This window comes from Nostoc sp. NMS9 (assembly GCF_017114995.1).
Lineage (GTDB): Bacteria > Cyanobacteriota > Cyanobacteriia > Cyanobacteriales > Nostocaceae > Nostoc.
In genome coordinates this window covers 1-16,732 of the sequence record NZ_JABXKL010000048.1, presented here as the reverse complement: position 1 = coordinate 16,732, position 16,732 = coordinate 1, and the positions used below count along the sequence as shown (strand labels likewise).

Below are 16,732 nucleotides of genomic sequence, written 5' to 3'. Positions count from 1 at the left end.
AAAGTTAGAAATAACGTAAAAGCTGATATTCTAACCTTTCTTACCTCCTGCTTCTTTTCACTAGTTACGCTGCATATAAAACAATTAGCTTAGAGTAATTTGAAAAACCCTGTCTTTAAAAGGCTGGGGAGTGTCACAAACAGTTGCATTTGCTTTGACCAATTTTGGTCATTTCTGAACTTTACTGCTTTAGGTAGATGACTTCCAATAAGCAGATTCATTCATCTGTAATTTATACTACCTAGCTCAAAGCCATGAGTTTCCCTCAACATTCTTTTCTAGACAAGAAAGAAAATCAGCCTGCTAGCACCAGACTGTTATCTTAGAGAATGTGAAAAAATGCAAATATTGCTTGACTCCGCCATCCTTCTATAGGTAGATTTATTAGTTAGTCTGCTAGCACCAGACTGTTATCTTTGACGGTGGTAAAAATATCTTGGTAAGTGTGAAAAATTTCAAACACTGTATCAAGTTGGGTAAGTTCCAAAATCAACCGTACAGGAGCTTGTACGTTGCATAGAACCAAGCGGCAACCACTCTGACGTGCAGCTTTTAACCCTTTTACTAAAGGAACTAACCCAGAGCTGTCCATGAAGTTAACTTCTGCTAGGTCGATAACCCAGAGTTGATAAGCTTGAGGGACGACTCCAGCCATCTGTTCGCTCAAAGCCTTACCGCCTTCCAAATCTATGCTTCCTTGGGGTTTAAACAAAATCACTTGAAGTTCTTGTGTGAAAGCCATGAATTTAACAGGGTAATTGGAACACTTGACAAAAAATTGAAAAAGACATAAATACTTTTTCTCTTTCAACAGTGAAATGACTCTTTTACCCAGATATTTGGGCAATTGCAGTCCTACAGTTGAGAGAGATTATTTCAGTATTCATGTCGTATAATTTGTGATAACTTTCATCAATATAGGCATAAGCGCCTAACAATTTCGGTATCAACCGTATCTTTTACAAAATTTTCACAATTTAAACGGATATTTATAAATTTCCTATAAAATTTTTAATCTTTTTTCAATAAATTATGAACATGTGGTACAAATTCCAAAAATATTTGAAAGTTAACAGTTACCATAGACTATAAGCTATGGATTAGTCAGTATTAAACTAATGACTTAATGACTCTATGTATTAGTTTGATTGACACCCCACCCAAAAACAAGCAAAGATATAGTAAAAGTAAAAATTTGTAAAGACGGCGGTGCGGAATGTCTTTAGAGCTGATTTCACTAGAAAATATCCAGGAAGTTGCTCATAATTACGGATATTGGGCAATTTTTTTCGGAATTTTGCTAGAAAATTTAGGCATTCCCCTTCCTGGTGAAACCGTGACCTTAGTGGGCGGGTTTTTAGCTGGCAGCGATGAACTAAATTTCTGGCTGGTTCTCGGTGACGCAATCATGGGTGCTGTCATTGGTGGCACTTGTGGCTATTGGATTGGTAGAGTTAGCGGTTGGGCTTTTCTGGTAAAAGTTGGCAGCATATTTCGGATTTCTGAAGTGCGGCTGCTGAGTATTAAAGATCAATTTAGTCAAAATGCTGCTAAAGGGGTGTTTTTTGGGCGTTTTTTGGCATTGTTACGAGTTTTTGCTGCACCACTAGCTGGTATAGCTGAAATGCCCTTTAGAAAATTCTTTTTATACAACTTGTTAGGAGCAGTTGCTTGGGCTAGTTTGATGGTGACATTAGCTTTTTTTGCTGGCAAAATAGTCTCTTTAGAACAATTGGTTGCTTGGGTGGGTCAATTTGCGATCGCAGCGTTATTAATTCTCGCTGCCTTAATTTTTGTGCCCCTGTGGCTGGAGTCTCGCCAGGTTAAAGGTGCAGCAGAAGAGTAAGTCAACCATAAAAACTAGTGCAGTGAGGAGTGAGGAGTGAGGAGTAAAGTAAAAAGTGAATTTTTTAACTTTTACTTTTCTATTTTGCTTTTTTAACTCCTAACTCCTAACTCTTAACTCTTAACTTTTAACCCCTAATCTGCTTTGACCAAATGCGAGTCGGTAGTCCCCAAACGTAGATAAAGCCTTCAGCGGCTTTGTGGTCAAATTTGTCTTCGGCTCCGTAGGTTGCCAAATCGGGAGTATAAAGAGAATTATCGCTAGAACGCCCAACTATCGTAGAGTTACCCTTGAACAACTTCACTCGCACAGTTCCAGAAACTTGCTCTTGTGTCTTTTGAATAAAGGCATCGAGTGCAACTTTGAGTGGACTGTACCACAAACCGTTGTAAACAATTTGGCTGTAAGTTTCTTCAATCCCACGCTTGTAATGGGTAACATCTGGCGTTAAGGTCAAGCTTTCTAAATCCCTATGTGCCTGAATTAGTACCAACATCGCGGGTGATTCGTAGATTTCCCGCGATTTGATCCCCACCAGACGGTTTTCAATCATATCGATCCGGCCGATGCTATGATTTCCTACAACCTGATTGAGTTCTTCAATTAGCTCAACTGGCTTTTTGGCTATACCGTTGAGGGTTGTGGGAATACCACCGTGGAAACCAATTTCGATGTACTCTGGCTCGTTGGGAGTGTGAGTGATCGCTTTGGTCATCTCATAAATTTCTTCTGGTGGCTCAAATGATGGATCTTCGAGTAAACCAGCTTCAATACTACGACCAAGCAAATTCTTGTCAATACTATAGGGAGAAGATTTTTTGACTGGTGAGGGAATACCAAACTTTTCCCCATAAGCGATCGTTTCCTCACGACTCATTCCCCATTCTCTGGCTGGTGCAAGGATCTTCAAGTTTGGGTTTAAGGCGGTTACAGAGACATCAAAGCGAACCTGATCGTTACCTTTGCCAGTGCAACCGTGAGCGATCGCATCAGCACCATATTTTTCGGCTGTTTCTACTAATACCTTGGCAATCAGTGGACGAGCCAGGGCGGTTCCTAGAGGATAACGATTTTCATAAAGGGCGTTGGCTTGAATCGCTCCAAAAGCGTAATCTTTAACGAAGCTGTCTTTGACAGCCGCGACAAGGGATTCACTTGCACCCGATTTCAGAGCTTTTTCTCTGATTGGCTCTAATTCATCTCCCTGACCTAAATCTGCTGCTAGGGTAATTACCTCTTCTACACCCCACTCCTGCTTGAGGTAGGGGATGCAAACTGAGGTATCCACTCCGCCAGAATATGCCAGGACAACCTTTTTGGCGCGACCCATTAATTTCTCCAATTAGGACAACAAAGAATGAGTCATTATTATATCTAAACTAATCCATGTATATTTTCTTCATGCAACAACCTATAGGAGGATTTAGGAGTTAGGACTCAGAATTACGGTTCACTCTCAATACTGTTCGGTTAAACTCTAAGCAGTATTGAGTAGACCTCTTGCACAAATGTAAAATTTGCCCTTATCCCCCAACCCATTCTCCCAATGTTCCGAGAATGGGAGCCAATTTAAAAGTCCCTCTCCCAAGCTTGGGAGAGGGATTTAGGGTGAGGGCTTTTGATTCATGCAAAAAGTCTAGTTAAAGAAAATTTTTCTACAGCTTGCTACGCGTAGCATTAACCGTAGAAGAAGTCCCGATTATAAATGGCAAAAGGATTAGGGCGAGTTTACCTAAGTAAGCTCACCCTGATTTGTATTTAATATTAACTAAGTTTTGAAATACTTGTATAGGCTAAGGGTAGAGTGTAGACAAAATCTTACTGAGCTAAGATTGATATATTTAATGAGATTGCCTTACACTTTGCAACTTTTCATTCTTGCGCTTGCGTAGAAACATACCACCTACAGCCAGCATACCTAAGGTAACACTAGGCTCAGGAACAGACTTAGGGTCAAAACCTGTAAATTTGTCAGTTCCTAGATGGAAAGAATGGTTGTCGCTTTCAAATCCACCACCACCTGTTTGGGTAATGACAATCTTGTTGAAAATATCGTTGCTACTATCTGAGTAAAAGTGAAGATAGCCATTTCCTTCACCACCATGCTGTGACGCATGAATTGGAGCAACCGGGTTCACATCCTCAGTTGTAAATGATTTGATCAGATTATCGCCATTGTAGAAGGAAAAAACGTTACCAGAACTGATAGCTCCCCAGTCAATACCGAAATAATTGAGGGAACTTGCAAGTTTAATTGTGACTTGATCACCGTTGAAAACTGCCAAATACTTCCCATTATTCACCTCACCATTTGCTCCAGCAGGTGCCCATACATCTGACCTTACACTGCTGCTTCCACTGTTGTTCTCAAATGAGTACTTAGCGAAACCAGTGGTTGGTGCTTGACCATTATTGAAGTTAACAGTTGTAGTACCGGGAAGTTGAGTAAACTCAGAAAAAGCACCTTGGTCAGTTTCTCCATTAGGGCCTGCAATGCCAGTGGTTACTTGGAAGGAAATAGCCTGGGCAGAACCTGCATAGATAAATGAGGAGATTGCAGATAAAGATAGAGCCGCGATACAAGCAATTTTTGTAAGAGACATAGTTTTGAGATTTTGTATTTTTAATTGTTGAAAAATTCGCTGTGCGATTTGAGTTCATTATGTAATGTCTTTTATCAGGAAGAATAGGATGAAAATACTGGATTTATATTTACTGGAAAATTGCTATATTTGGTGAAGCACTTGCTTGATTTTGGAACAAAAATAAGTACTTTCACTTGCCGAAAAAGGGGATAGAGGATCTGTTCTTTATCTGAAGATAAAAAAGTTGTAAAGTTAGCTCGTATATATCAAGAATTGGTATTTTCGGATGTTGTTCTGATTAAGGATCAATCAAGATAACAAAGAAAACTGTTTGAAATTCCTTGTTTGCTGATAAATAGAAATAGATTCGCGGCCATTGCTATTGGTTTTGACATTCTTCCTTTGCTCTATTTACTTTTACTTCTGTAGTCAACTATGCAACCTGAGTGTTTTGACATAGCTAGTAACATGAATTAAACTAAACTATTGCAATCAACAAAAGAATCTCGATCGATGCATCCAACTGAAAAAGCTGTTGTCCCTACTCGCGTTATCGGTTTAATTAGTGGCACATCCGTAGATGGCATAGACGCTGCGTTGGTAGAGATTTCCGGTACAGAATTGGATCTCAAAGTTGAGTTGCTAGCCGGGGCAACATATCCTTATCCAGCGGAACTCAGAGAAAGAATATTAGCAGTTGGTGCAGGCGTTGCCATCTCCATGGCAGAATTAGCAGAAATAGATGATGCGATCGCTCAAGTGTTTGCTCAAGCCGCCCAAAATATTCAAATTGGTCATCAGCCAGCCACTCTCATTGGCTCCCACGGTCAGACTGTTTATCATCGACCACCTAAAGAGGGAGCAGGGGGAGCAGGGGAGCAGGGGAGCAGGGGGAGAGAAATGCTCACTACCCACGGGCTAAACTCTAGCTATCCGCTAACAGCACTGGGCATTTCCTTGGGTTACAGTCTTCAACTAGGGCGCGGTGCATTAATTGCCCATCTTACAAACATTGCAACTGTGAGCAATTTCCGTGTTGCTGATATTGCTATAGGTGGTCATGGTGCGCCTCTCGTGCCCAGAGTCGATGCTTATTTACTCAGTCATCCCCAGGAGGGGCGTTGTATTCAAAACATTGGTGGTATTGGCAATGTTGCTTATATTCCGCCTCAGCATGGAGACTGGCTCTCAAAAATTCGTGCTTGGGATACTGGCCCAGGAAATAGTCTGTTAGATATAGCAGTGGAGCATTTAAGTGCTGGTGCTAAAACTTATGATGAAGATGGCAATTGGGCAGCGAGTGGTACTCCTTGCCATCCTTTAGTAGAACAATGGCTCAACCAAGACTACTTTCATCTACCGCCACCCAAATCCACTGGACGCGAATTATTTGGTGTGACTTACCTGCATCAGTGTTTAAAAGATGCTCAAGCATACCAACTCAATCCTGCTGACGTACTGGCAACTCTTACAGAACTTACAGCTACTTCAATTGTTCACAGTTACCGCACTTTTTTGCCAGAAATGCCACAACGGGTATTATTATGTGGTGGTGGTAGTCGCAATCTCTATTTGAAACAAAGATTACAGTTATTGTTGGCATCCATACCAGTCTGGACTACAGATGAAGTCGGCTTGAGTGCAGATTTTAAAGAAGCGATCGCTTTCGCAGTTTTAGCCTACTGGCGACATTTGGGTATTCCTGGCAACCTACCTACTGCCACAGGTGCGCCTCAAGAAGTACTTTTGGGAGAAATTCACCAAGGTCAATCCTGAATGCTGAGTCAGGAACAATAAACAAGATAAAAAATTTCTTCATTCTTCACTCATAACTCAGCACTCCTGTACAGACGCGATTAATCGCGTCTCTACTCCTAACTCATTACTGCTATAACTGTAGTCTTGGCGGCACTCGAGCAAGACAGGGAATAAAAGGTGGCTCATACTTTTTTATTGGAACCAGGACGCTGGGCAATGGAAGGAAATTGGCTGGAACGCAATGGTATGCCAATTAGCGTCAAGGGTATGACCTTGGTAGCTTGGAATCGAGATAACTGGTTCACTATGGCCACAAAACTGATATTCCCAGGTAGCGATCGCTCTGAAATCTCTCTGCAATATAAGGGGCGGTTGCATGATGGAGAGCGTCAGTATACTTTTTTACTACAACATAATATTTTGGGGCAGGTTGAAGGCGAAGGCTGGATTGGTCTGGATACTATCGTACAGCGTTACTGGGTACTAGGCGATCGTCAGCGTCGTAGTGGCTTTGAAACCCTACACCGGATTTCGCAAGATACATATTACCTCAGTAGTGGGATTTTGGCTGGCCATTTTTTAACTAACACAATGGAAGCTAGCCTAGAGCGTCAGTCAACCTAAAAGCAGCATTGCCACCGCTTTGCTGTTATTCTAAGCCAAAAACCGCTGTTCAAAAAAACTCTGGCAACGTACTGGTTTCCCAACGCCTAATATCTCCTGCCCAACTTTAACCACTCATCGTTTATTCTCACTAACCTACTGAGTTGTATAGTAAAAAAGAAACGAGCAAATTATTGTCAGGATTTTAGTATTTTACCTAACCGCGTAGTCAGGAGTTCAGTTTCGTGAATCCTAAAGTCTCCGTTATTATCCCTGCTTACAATACTGAAACTTATATTGGGAAGGCAATAGAGTCAGCCTTAGAGCAAACACTCACTGACATTGAAGTTATCATGGTCGATGATGGCTCAAGTGATAAAACTGTAGAAGTCGCTAAAAGTTTCACTGATCAACGTCTCAAAGTGATAGTTAATCAGCAAAATCTTGGAGCAGCGGCTGCACGTAATCGCGCCTTTAGAGCAGCCCGAGGAGAATGGATTGCTGTACTTGATTCAGATGATTGGTATGCTCCCGAAAGATTGTCCAAGCTTGTGTCTCTGGCAAATAAAACAAATGCAGACATGATTGCTGATGATGTTTATTTTATCAAAGACGGTGCAACATCTCCTTGGAGTACATTGATTCAAGAAAGTGGAGAATGTATAGATAAAATTCTCCAAATTGATATCGTTTATTTTGTAGAAACTGATGTCTTTGGGGAACCAGGATTGCATCTTGGCTTAAGCAAGCCTCTATTCAAACGAGAATTTTTGGTTAAGCACGGCATTGAGTACGATGATGAAATCAGGATGGGTCAAGATTTTTGGCTTGATATGAAATGCTTAATTAGAGGAGCTAGGTTTTTTATTGAACCAAAACCCTATTATTTCTACCGTTCACGCCCTGGTTCTCTTGTATATCAAAGCCAATTACCACGTCTAGATCAATCTTGCAAAGCTGCTAAATATTTCATGCAACAAGACGTTGTGAAAAAAAATCCTGCTCTAATGCGTGCTCTATCTTATAATCTCTCAGTCTATAAGAAAAATCTAGCTTACCTTCAAGTTGTAGAACCTATAAAACAAGGAAAATGGTTAACAGCATTCACAGAAATCAGGGAATATCCGGGCTTCTTTTATGATTTTATGTCCCGATTTAATAGTATTGTCGAACGTCGAATTCAATACTATGTGATGAATAATAAATCAAGTTTTGATATATATCCTAACCAACAGGGAAAACGAAAAACTACCACTTAGGCTATCACAGTTTTATCAATAAATGATGCATTCTTACTATGTAAGAATGAGCCTGAAAATTAAAAATCTTTTAGGTAATCAAAAAATGTTTTAAAAGTATTGGGCGAATATAATTCGCTATTACACAAACAAAGTCTACCTCCGTACACTAATGCGAAGTTAAGGGTTTGTTAACCTACAAAGGCAGGTAGAGTTTCGTGTAGCCAAAGTGTACCGTCTTCTCCCAACACGAAGCAACGTCTCCAAGAGTTGGGGAGACACCAAGAGTGATAGCGCATTAGTCAAAATTGGGCAAACTAAAACTACACCACAATTAAAGTGCAAAATGGTACAAAGCGTCATTATAAATCTACTCTTTATGCTTGTTTGATTTAGTATGTTGCACCAGTTGCAATAACCGTCTCTGTTGCAAACGGTCAAATCGTGGTTTCAATCTTCTGAAAGAGGACTGAAAAAGCTAGTACAGCACCGCGTAAATAGACCAACGATTGGAAATCGCACAAAAGCCTAGCTTATAAGCTTTTTGCCTTTTGACTTCCATTTCTGTCTTGCAGTACGAGCATAAAAAGTCATTTCTAGGCGCAATCATCAGATATAAGTTTGAATGCACTTGTCCTCCTAAACACTTACAACCTGCTTTTGGAGTCGAATTTTCTATGTCAGACCCCAACATTGGTCGCTTACTCAGCAAACGCTACCAACTCCAAGAGTTAATCGGTACTGGAGCAATGGGTCGGGTTTATCGTGCTAAAGATACATTGTTGGGAGGTGTACCTGTTGCGGTTAAGTTTCTAGCTCTATCAATCCAAAATGAAAAGATGCGATTGCAAGACCGCTTTGAGCGAGAAGCAAAAACCTGTGCTTTACTGGGGCAAAAAAGTATCCATATTGTCCGAGTTATGGACTATGGCGTAGATGACAATAACATCCCCTTCTACGTCATGGAATACTTACAAGGACAAAGCCTGAACAATATTATTCGCAAGCAACGATTACCTTTACCAAGATTCCTCAGTATGACGCGTCAACTCAGCCTGGGGTTACAGTGTGCCCATGATGGCATCCCGGTTGATGGCACTATTTGCCCAATTATCCATCGTGATGTTAAGCCAAGCAATATGCTGGTGATTCAAGATCCGAGTTTTGGAGAATTGGTCAAGGTTCTAGATTTTGGTATTGCTAAGTTATTACAGTCAGATGGCGACCATACAAAATTTTATTTGGGGACATTGGCTTATTCTTCTCCCGAACAGATGGAGGGTAAGGAATTAGACAACCGTGCTGATATTTATAGTTTGGGCGTCATGATGTTTGAGATGCTCACAGGCAAAATGCCACTGGTGGCACCAACTCACTCTTTTGGTGCGTGGTATAAAACACATCACTATCAAAAACCACGTTCTTTTGCTGAGGTTGCTCCGGGATTGGAACTACCAAAAGAAATCGAAAATTTAGTGATGAGTTGTCTAGCTAAAGTAGCACGCGATCGCCCCCAAAGTATTACTGAAATCCTCAGAGTTTTAGCATCTTTAGAAAAGCCTGAGCATACACGCAAAATTCAGCAAGCCGGCCGTGCCCTAGTTCCCACTACTACAGCTAGCACTGAGGTTGAACAAAAGACCAAAGCCGATTTGCGGGTATCTTGGTCAAATGATGAAATTGCTCGTGCCATTTCCTGGCCCCAAAATAAACCAATTGCCGATATTGTGTTTCCCCAGCCCATTCATACCAATGGAGAGGTTTTACCAGCTTTGTGGGTGATGCTACCGCAAGAGGAAATTCAAAAACGCTTACTCTGTACCCGCTATAACCAATTTCTGTTCATCTCTATCCCTCATCCCATGCTGCTATGGATTACTGTCATCTACAATCGCAAGCATGGCGCTAAATGGTTGCCTTATTACCTCGATCTCAAAACCAGCCTTGGTCAAGAAATTGCCCGGTTGCTACAGCACACAGGTTACTACCGCCTCTTATTCTTTGCACGAGAAGCACCAAATCCCTGTACCCACATCTTACTTTCCAGCGTCGCTTCTGCCCAGCGGCAACGACTGCAAGAGTGGGTCGCAATGAGCAATACGTTGATGTCCTCTGCCGACCCGCAAATCAGTAAAAGTTTACTCAAAAACGAGTACGAAAAGATTAAGCCCCAAATTATAACAAAACTGGAAAGTATTGATACAGATTCTCCATACGATCTTTCCAGCTAGGCATAGTTTGTTAATGTTACGTGTTTTATATGGAACTAAAAGGTGGTCGCTCAAACAATGTAACGTTTTATAAACAAAATATATATAAAGATGTAAGTTCTAGTTATATGTATAAAGAGTGAAATCGCTAGCTGCTAAAGCAGTGGTATTCAAATTATCTCTGAATCTTCCTGTGCAAATATTCCAGTGGATTGTAAAGATATCCAGGTGTGATTCTCACACTAGACGAAACAACAAGAAGTTTGGCTAAAGCAAACAACGGATTTAGCCTGCAATGCTAAAGTTAGTCTAGACTCCAGCAGATATGGCGTAGACAATGTTTACTCATTCTTAGTTAATTTCGTGAATTAAACTTTTGCGCCATCTTGTGGAATTACTTATCGAAGTTGACGCCCCGACATCCCCAGCTCTTTTCCTCCTTGGAACCAAGCAAGAGAAGGAGGTCGCCCACTGCGACATTAGAACGACTCTATGCCATAGTGGAACCGGAATCTAAGCCCCACTGGTGCTTAAGAAGCTCTTGATAAGTTGCCTCGCGCACGACCATTTGCTCATAGAGCTTGACTAAAAAATCTTTAGCTTGATCGTGGCTCATATTCTGCACCTGAGTAGCAAATGAGCAGATGCTGAATTGCTGTTCCAAGGATAGTTTCATTGGTTGACTCATAATTAATTACTCCGAAAAAACAACGCGTAAAGGTGATATCGCTCACAGAAGTCCAAATGGGATAATATTTGGACTCATATCTGTCCAACATTTGTTCCTCCGTATTACGAAAGATAACAATTGTTTGACAGATTGCCCACATCCAAAGTGTGGACTTTTTCTGCTCTGATATCTTGCACCTAATCCTACTGATATACCACCCAAGTCAGCTGAACCATATTCCGGAAAATAAGCTCTATTTGGTCTTAGATAGGTATAACTACCTCCCTAGTTCCTTCATGCTTTGCACAAATCTCCTTTAAAGAGAATATTTGGTGCTATGCAAAACCCGTCTTAGTCTTTGTGTCTAAAAAGCCTAAGATGCTGTCTCCCCAAGCGTGGAGCAAGCTTCGGAGGGTGGAGATTTCTAAGGAGGTTGGAGAATTAATGGTAATAAGCGTGAATTATAGTCGCATTACCTTATTACGTGCAAGATGTCAATTTACCAATTTATACAAATTTAGTCTCTTTAGGTCATTTTAGAGGCTAAAAATATTTGTATCAAATTGTAAAAAGGAAAAATGCTCATGCTGAACAAATTACTGAGTATATTTACCGGATTAGTTATTTGTCCTACCCTGCGGGTTCGCCCTTGGCGTTCTCGAAGAGTAGCCGCTGGCGCGTCTATGTCCTTTGTCATTTGTTTACAGTTACTAAGCATTGACTAATGACTAATGACTATTTTCTTCAAGCGAGACGATGACAACTGTGATGTTATCGTGCCCTCCATGCTCTTTGGCAGCCTCAACAAGAGAGATGGCGGCTTTATCAAGCCAAGCACTAGCTTGGAGGCAGTTAGCAATCTTCTGCTCGACAAGTTCTTCTGTAAGACCATCACTACATAAGAGCAAGCGATCGCCAATTTTTACATCTAGTGGTTGCACATCAATTTGATGCAAGTCTTCGCGCCCCAAACAGCGCGATAATACATGGCGAAAAGGATGTAATCGTGCTTCATCTAAGGTGATGTCACCGATTTTGATTGCTCGTGCTACCCAAGTGTGGTCTTCCGTTACTTGTTCTAGGTGCGACTCTCGGAAGCGATACAGCCGCGAATCGCCAACATGAGCGCACCAAGGCGACTCTGGGGAGCGAAAAATCACTGCTACAACAGTTGTCCCCATATCGGCGCGTTCGGGATGATTTTGCTGATCCTGCAAAATCGCTTCATTGGCACCCCACAAAGCTTGCTCTAGTAATTCTTGAGAAGACTTAGAAGTTTCCCAATTTGCTACCAAATACGCCTGAATTTCTCCAGTGGCAATGCGACTTGCCTCTTCACCTCCGGCATGACCACCCATACCATCGGCAACAACGAAAAATCGTCCTTCTGGGTCTATATAGTAAGCATCCTGATTATTAGAACGAATAAGTCCCGGATCGCTAAAACCCGTGAAATTAAGTTTCATAATTTTTTGCAACAATTAATACGTGCGATCGTAACGGTCGAGGCGTAAAAGTAATCGGATCATGATCGCTGAAAGCGCCGCTGCAATTAAACCAGGCAGCAGTGCCAACCATACATAATCCTTAACCACTAAAATAGTAGCTGAAAGCGTGAAACCGCTGATTAACAGAGCATAGCTTATTGAGAGCTGAATACTGCTCTGTCGCCGCAGCAGGCGTTCGGTTTCTATAGACCGAACGCGCAAGCGCATATCTCCCTGCTCTAGCTTCTCTAGTGTATCCTCTAATCTACGTGGTAGACCAAAGGCGGTACTACTTACCTGAGCTGCTTGGCGACTTAATTCGTTCAGAAAGCTATTCCCCTCAGAACCATTCATATCGGTCATAAGTTGCATTGCATACGGTTTGGCAACTTCCATAAAGTTAAACTCTGGATCTAAGCCTTTGCCTACTCCTTCTAGGGTAGAAAAAGCTCGCATCACGAAAGTGAAAGTTGCTGGAAATCTAAATGGCTGATTATAAGCTATTTCGTAAAGGTCGTCACTGATTGCCGCAACTGATTGGTTCTCAAAAGGCTTATCCATAAAATTGTCCAGCATATACTGGACGGAACGCCGCACTGGCCCCATATCATCAGTTGGGGCGATCGCACCTAAATCTATCAGAGATTGCACAACGCGATCGCCATCTTTTTGAGCAATGCCAAACAGTGTTTGCATCAGTCCTTCGCGGACGTTGGACTTAATCCGCCCCATCATGCCGAAATCGTAGAATATTAGAGCACCATTTGCACTAACAGCAATATTGCCTGGGTGAGGATCGGCGTGGAAAAAGCCACTATTGAGTAATTGTAGTAAGTAGGCTTGAGCGCCTTGACGAGCGATCGCCTTTCGATCTAAACCTGCTGCTTCTAAAGCTTCGTATTGGCTAATTTTAATTCCGGGGAGATATTCTAGAGTCAACACTCTGGAAGTAGCGTAACGCCAGTATATTCTGGGGACGTTCACCCAATCGTAGCCGCGAAAGTTCCGGCGAAAAGTATCGGCGTTACGACCTTCGTTAAGATAATCAATTTCTTCCCAAAGAATGCGACAACATTCTTCATAAATACCCAACCAATCTCGTCCCCGTCCCCATTTGGGATGGCTTTGAAAGTAGCGGGTAATTCCCTTGAGAATCTGTAAATCTATTTCAAATAATTTCTTTAGTCCAGGACGTTGCACCTTGACAACAACCGATTCCCCAGTATGTAGCACAGCTTTGTGTACTTGCCCCAAGCTAGCAGCAGCTAAGGGAATAGGTTCAAAATTATGGAAGAGTTCAGGAATTTTCTTGCCTAGTTCTTTCTCAACGATCGCTTCTACTTGCTCATAACTAAATGCGGGTACTTTGTCTTGTAACTTGGCTAGTTCTTCTACATATTCACCAGGGAATATATCAGCACGGGTAGAAAACAGTTGCCCAACTTTGATGAAGGTTGGTCCTAAATCCAGTAGAGTATTGCGAATCCAAACCGCTTGGGTTTTGCGTCTTGTAGCTTGCTTTACATCAGTCACACCTCCCGGATAACTCCAAGATTTGTTGTATAGCCAAAGTTTGAACAATAAGGTCAAGACAAAAGACCAAATGTCCACAAAACGCCGTTTGCTAGAGTATTTTTCCCGATTCCAACGGTATGCCTTCTCTGAATAACCTTGTTCCATATACTTTAGTGTACCGTTGGTTTGCGACCGAATCACTTGGAAGAAAAGACACTCTGATTCCTAAACTATTTTTTTCTTAAATGTCCTTTGTCATTTGTCTTTTGTCATTTGTACATAATTTTTGACCAATGACCAATGACTAATGACTAAAATTTATGCAGAAGCTCTACGATAATGTTGCAATTCTGTTCGTAACAGGGCAATTTCGGCTCGTAATTCATCAATCTCTGCTTGCAAGTCACCTGAATCAGAACTGGTTTGCCCAGTACCTGCGGTAGCTTGACTGGCATTAGCTGCTTCTGCTGCCCGATTTGCCCGCTCTAGGACTTCTTCTGTAAACTGGCGCAACTGCTCTCTAGCTTCTGCATCAAATTTGCCCAGATCGCTCAAAGCATCGGTCAAGGCGACCTCTAAACGCTCATTAACTACTTCAGCTACTGCTCTGCCTACGAAAAAGGCTTGCACAAGGGGGTTACTCATAAATTTTTGTTACGTTGATCCGCAAGAGAATTATAACTTGCCTGTATGCTTTGCGGCTTCTGTTGTTGAGCTAGAAATTTACATAAGGCGATCGCTTTATTTATCACATTCCAGCAACTCTCGATAATATTGCTCTGGTGTACTCGGTAAATAAGTTGTCATTTGCAAAGTTTGTTCCCTCAACTTGAAACCTTGGGTAATGTTAATCCGACTGAGAAAATCGATATCGTGGGAAATTACCCAAAGCGCTCCTTGGTAATCATTGATACCTACTACCATTTGTTCAACAGTTTCAATATCCAGGTTATTAGTTGGCTCATCAAGAATTAGTAAATCGATTTCTGAGATACTGATCATAGCAATCGCTAATCTTGCCAATTCACCCCCACTCAGTATGGAAGCGCTTTTGTGAACACGATCATATTTAAAGAGGAAGTGTCCCAACTGTTGACGCAAAAGCTGATAGCTGAGATGAGGATTGGCAGCTTGCATATTTTCCAAAAGTGTGTATTGGCGATTTACCAATTCATAGGTTTGATCGAGATATACAGCTTTAATTGTGGGTGCAAGCAAAACTTCACCTGACTCCAAAACCACTGTTTGGTTTTCCATTCCCAAAATTGCTTTGACCAAACTCGATTTACCAGAACCGTTTGCGCCGATAATGGCTATGCGATCGCCAGATGATATATGCAGTTGAATATTTTGAATTAATAGACGCTCTGATATCCTAAGATTCGCACCCTCGATATTAATTAGATTTCGGCGCTTTTGATTTTTTTCTTCTAGCTGAATACTTGTTACTTTGGTAGTTTTGACCTTCGTCTCTGCAACCTTTTGATTAGTCTTTGCTACTGCTGCTTCATGTTTCTTTTTCGCTGTTCCGGTAGACACCTCAGCTTTGGTTTTAATCAGTCCTGCTGCCATTCTATCAATACTACCATTCAGAAACTTGGCGCGACCGTTGCGACTAGATTGGGCTGCGCGTTGCTGTTCTTGCATAGCTGTGGCTTGGGTACGTTTGAGTTCCTTTCTGGCGGCTTCGTGCGATCGCAATGCTGCCTCTAACTCTATTTCTTTCTGTTCTCGATAGTGCGAGAAATTACCGCCATATATTTTCACGCCAACAGGTGTAAGTTCCCACGTAACTTCTGTTACTTGGTCTAAGAAAAAAGGCTTGTGAGAGACAATTACATAAGCACCTGTGAAATTCAAAAGAAACTGTCTTAAGCTTTCTAATGCTTGCAAATCCATGTGATTAGTTGGCTCATCGAGCAATAACAAGTTTGGCTCTTGAGCTAAACCGATCGCCAAAAACAGTTTAGTAAGTTCTCCACCACTCAAGTTAGCAATTGGTAAAGATAAGTCAACTTTGGTATGGAATTGTGTTTGCAAAATATCCTCAATCTTCCACCACTCATCAGAGATAGAAATCAAAAAATTAACTATTGTATTTGCTGTAATTTCTTGTCTGATAGTGCTGATTTGTGGCAAATAATAGACAATACCATTACACCAAACTGAACCCGCACATGGGTTAATTTTACCTGCAAATATCTTGAAAAGGGTTGATTTCCCTACACCGTTGCGACCAACTAAAGCGATGCGATCGCCTGCTTCGATATTCACATGAACTCCTTGAAACAAAGTTCTATCTACGCTGAGTTCGTAGGCTAAATTCTCAGCTAACAATATTGATTTTTTCGGCATTCTTCTCAAACCTCAATTCGCAAACTTCCACCCGCGTATCTCCAAAAATTACGGGTAGATTAGACACAAAATAAACTCAGCCGCAGACAGTTAGGAAGCGGTTTAATGTAGATAGGAGTGATGACAATATATTTAGTGCATGACTTGTGAAGTAACCCTGTCAAACTAGTTGCGTTTATTCTTTGTTGACATTTGTTGCTTGGGCGCAACAGGTGCTTGGTACTACTTCATTTCAGCTATTTCATTGGAGTTGTGAAGAGGTTTGATATTGACTACAGTGTAGCACGAAGGTATTTCGGAAAGGTAGCGATCGCTTTTTCTCTTTCCACACTCACCAGCCCTACTAGAAAAACTTACAGCAGTTTTATTCTGTCTTAAATACATCTTGTGGGGTGGGCATCTTGCCATTGGTGTCAAGTTAAGAAAAATAGAAACTTGTCAAGTGGCTAAAGCTCAATAGTTAAA

General features: G+C 41.5%; 14 protein-coding genes. 6 read left to right on the top strand and 8 right to left on the bottom strand.

The window, feature by feature from the left end; all coding sequences use genetic code 11:
• Window positions 1-388: 388 nt before the first annotated feature.
• On the bottom strand, window positions 389-742 hold the full coding sequence (locus HWQ40_RS15040; protein ID WP_094348023.1) for an STAS domain-containing protein: 354 nt from the start codon (window positions 740-742) through the stop codon (window positions 389-391).
• 474 nt (window positions 743-1,216) lie between these two features.
• On the opposite strand from HWQ40_RS15040, the gene HWQ40_RS15035 reads away from it, so the two are divergent.
• The gene (locus HWQ40_RS15035) at window positions 1,217-1,846 is read left to right on the top strand and encodes a DedA family protein (RefSeq protein WP_292779047.1); all 630 of its coding nucleotides are present in this window, start codon (window positions 1,217-1,219) and stop codon (window positions 1,844-1,846) included.
• 127 nt (window positions 1,847-1,973) lie between these two features.
• Here HWQ40_RS15035 and HWQ40_RS15030 read toward each other — a convergent pair whose 3' ends face one another.
• Both HWQ40_RS15030 and HWQ40_RS15025 read right to left on the bottom strand, forming a co-directional pair.
• Window positions 1,974-3,176: an argininosuccinate synthase gene (locus tag HWQ40_RS15030; protein WP_292779044.1), complete on the bottom strand. Its 1,203-nt coding sequence runs from the start codon at window positions 3,174-3,176 to the stop codon at window positions 1,974-1,976.
• A 511-nt stretch (window positions 3,177-3,687) separates the two neighbouring features.
• Window positions 3,688-4,449, bottom strand: coding sequence for a PEP-CTERM sorting domain-containing protein (locus HWQ40_RS15025; RefSeq protein WP_292779041.1), 762 nt, complete (start codon window positions 4,447-4,449; stop codon window positions 3,688-3,690).
• 495 nt (window positions 4,450-4,944) lie between these two features.
• Between HWQ40_RS15025 and HWQ40_RS15020 the strand changes: the two genes are divergently transcribed.
• The 4 genes from HWQ40_RS15020 (at window position 4,945) to HWQ40_RS15005 (ending at window position 10,261) form a co-directional block, all read left to right on the top strand.
• On the top strand, window positions 4,945-6,207 hold the full coding sequence (locus tag HWQ40_RS15020; protein ID WP_292779038.1) for an anhydro-N-acetylmuramic acid kinase: 1,263 nt from the start codon (window positions 4,945-4,947) through the stop codon (window positions 6,205-6,207).
• Window positions 6,208-6,366: 159 nt separating this feature from the next.
• Window positions 6,367-6,813, top strand: coding sequence for a hypothetical protein (locus HWQ40_RS15015; RefSeq protein ID WP_194046678.1), 447 nt, complete (start codon window positions 6,367-6,369; stop codon window positions 6,811-6,813).
• A 224-nt stretch (window positions 6,814-7,037) separates the two neighbouring features.
• Window positions 7,038-8,051: a glycosyltransferase family 2 protein gene (locus tag HWQ40_RS15010; RefSeq protein ID WP_292779032.1), complete on the top strand. Its 1,014-nt coding sequence runs from the start codon at window positions 7,038-7,040 to the stop codon at window positions 8,049-8,051.
• Between the two features lie 656 nt (window positions 8,052-8,707).
• Window positions 8,708-10,261: a serine/threonine-protein kinase gene (locus HWQ40_RS15005; protein ID WP_292779029.1), complete on the top strand. Its 1,554-nt coding sequence runs from the start codon at window positions 8,708-8,710 to the stop codon at window positions 10,259-10,261.
• A 469-nt stretch (window positions 10,262-10,730) separates the two neighbouring features.
• On the opposite strand, the gene HWQ40_RS15000 is transcribed toward HWQ40_RS15005, so the two are convergent.
• The gene (locus tag HWQ40_RS15000) at window positions 10,731-10,928 is read right to left on the bottom strand and encodes an NblA/ycf18 family protein (protein ID WP_292779026.1); all 198 of its coding nucleotides are present in this window, start codon (window positions 10,926-10,928) and stop codon (window positions 10,731-10,733) included.
• Window positions 10,929-11,494: 566 nt separating this feature from the next.
• On the opposite strand from HWQ40_RS15000, the gene HWQ40_RS14995 reads away from it, so the two are divergent.
• Window positions 11,495-11,635 (top strand): hypothetical protein, encoded by a 141-nt coding sequence (locus tag HWQ40_RS14995; protein ID WP_292779023.1) that lies wholly within the window; start codon window positions 11,495-11,497, stop codon window positions 11,633-11,635.
• A gap of 3 nt (window positions 11,636-11,638) precedes the next feature.
• Here HWQ40_RS14995 and HWQ40_RS14990 read toward each other — a convergent pair whose 3' ends face one another.
• The 4 genes from HWQ40_RS14990 to abc-f form a co-directional block, all read right to left on the bottom strand.
• Window positions 11,639-12,376: a Stp1/IreP family PP2C-type Ser/Thr phosphatase gene (locus HWQ40_RS14990; RefSeq protein ID WP_292779020.1), complete on the bottom strand. Its 738-nt coding sequence runs from the start codon at window positions 12,374-12,376 to the stop codon at window positions 11,639-11,641.
• 15 nt (window positions 12,377-12,391) lie between these two features.
• The gene (locus HWQ40_RS14985; protein ID WP_292779164.1) at window positions 12,392-14,077 is read right to left on the bottom strand and encodes an AarF/ABC1/UbiB kinase family protein; all 1,686 of its coding nucleotides are present in this window, start codon (window positions 14,075-14,077) and stop codon (window positions 12,392-12,394) included.
• A 153-nt stretch (window positions 14,078-14,230) separates the two neighbouring features.
• Entirely contained in the window at window positions 14,231-14,557 is a 327-nt protein-coding gene (locus HWQ40_RS14980) for a DUF6825 family protein (protein ID WP_292779017.1), read from the bottom strand.
• A gap of 96 nt (window positions 14,558-14,653) precedes the next feature.
• Window positions 14,654-16,267 (bottom strand): ribosomal protection-like ABC-F family protein, encoded by a 1,614-nt coding sequence (gene abc-f, locus HWQ40_RS14975; protein ID WP_292779014.1) that lies wholly within the window; start codon window positions 16,265-16,267, stop codon window positions 14,654-14,656.
• Window positions 16,268-16,732: the final 465 nt, after the last annotated feature.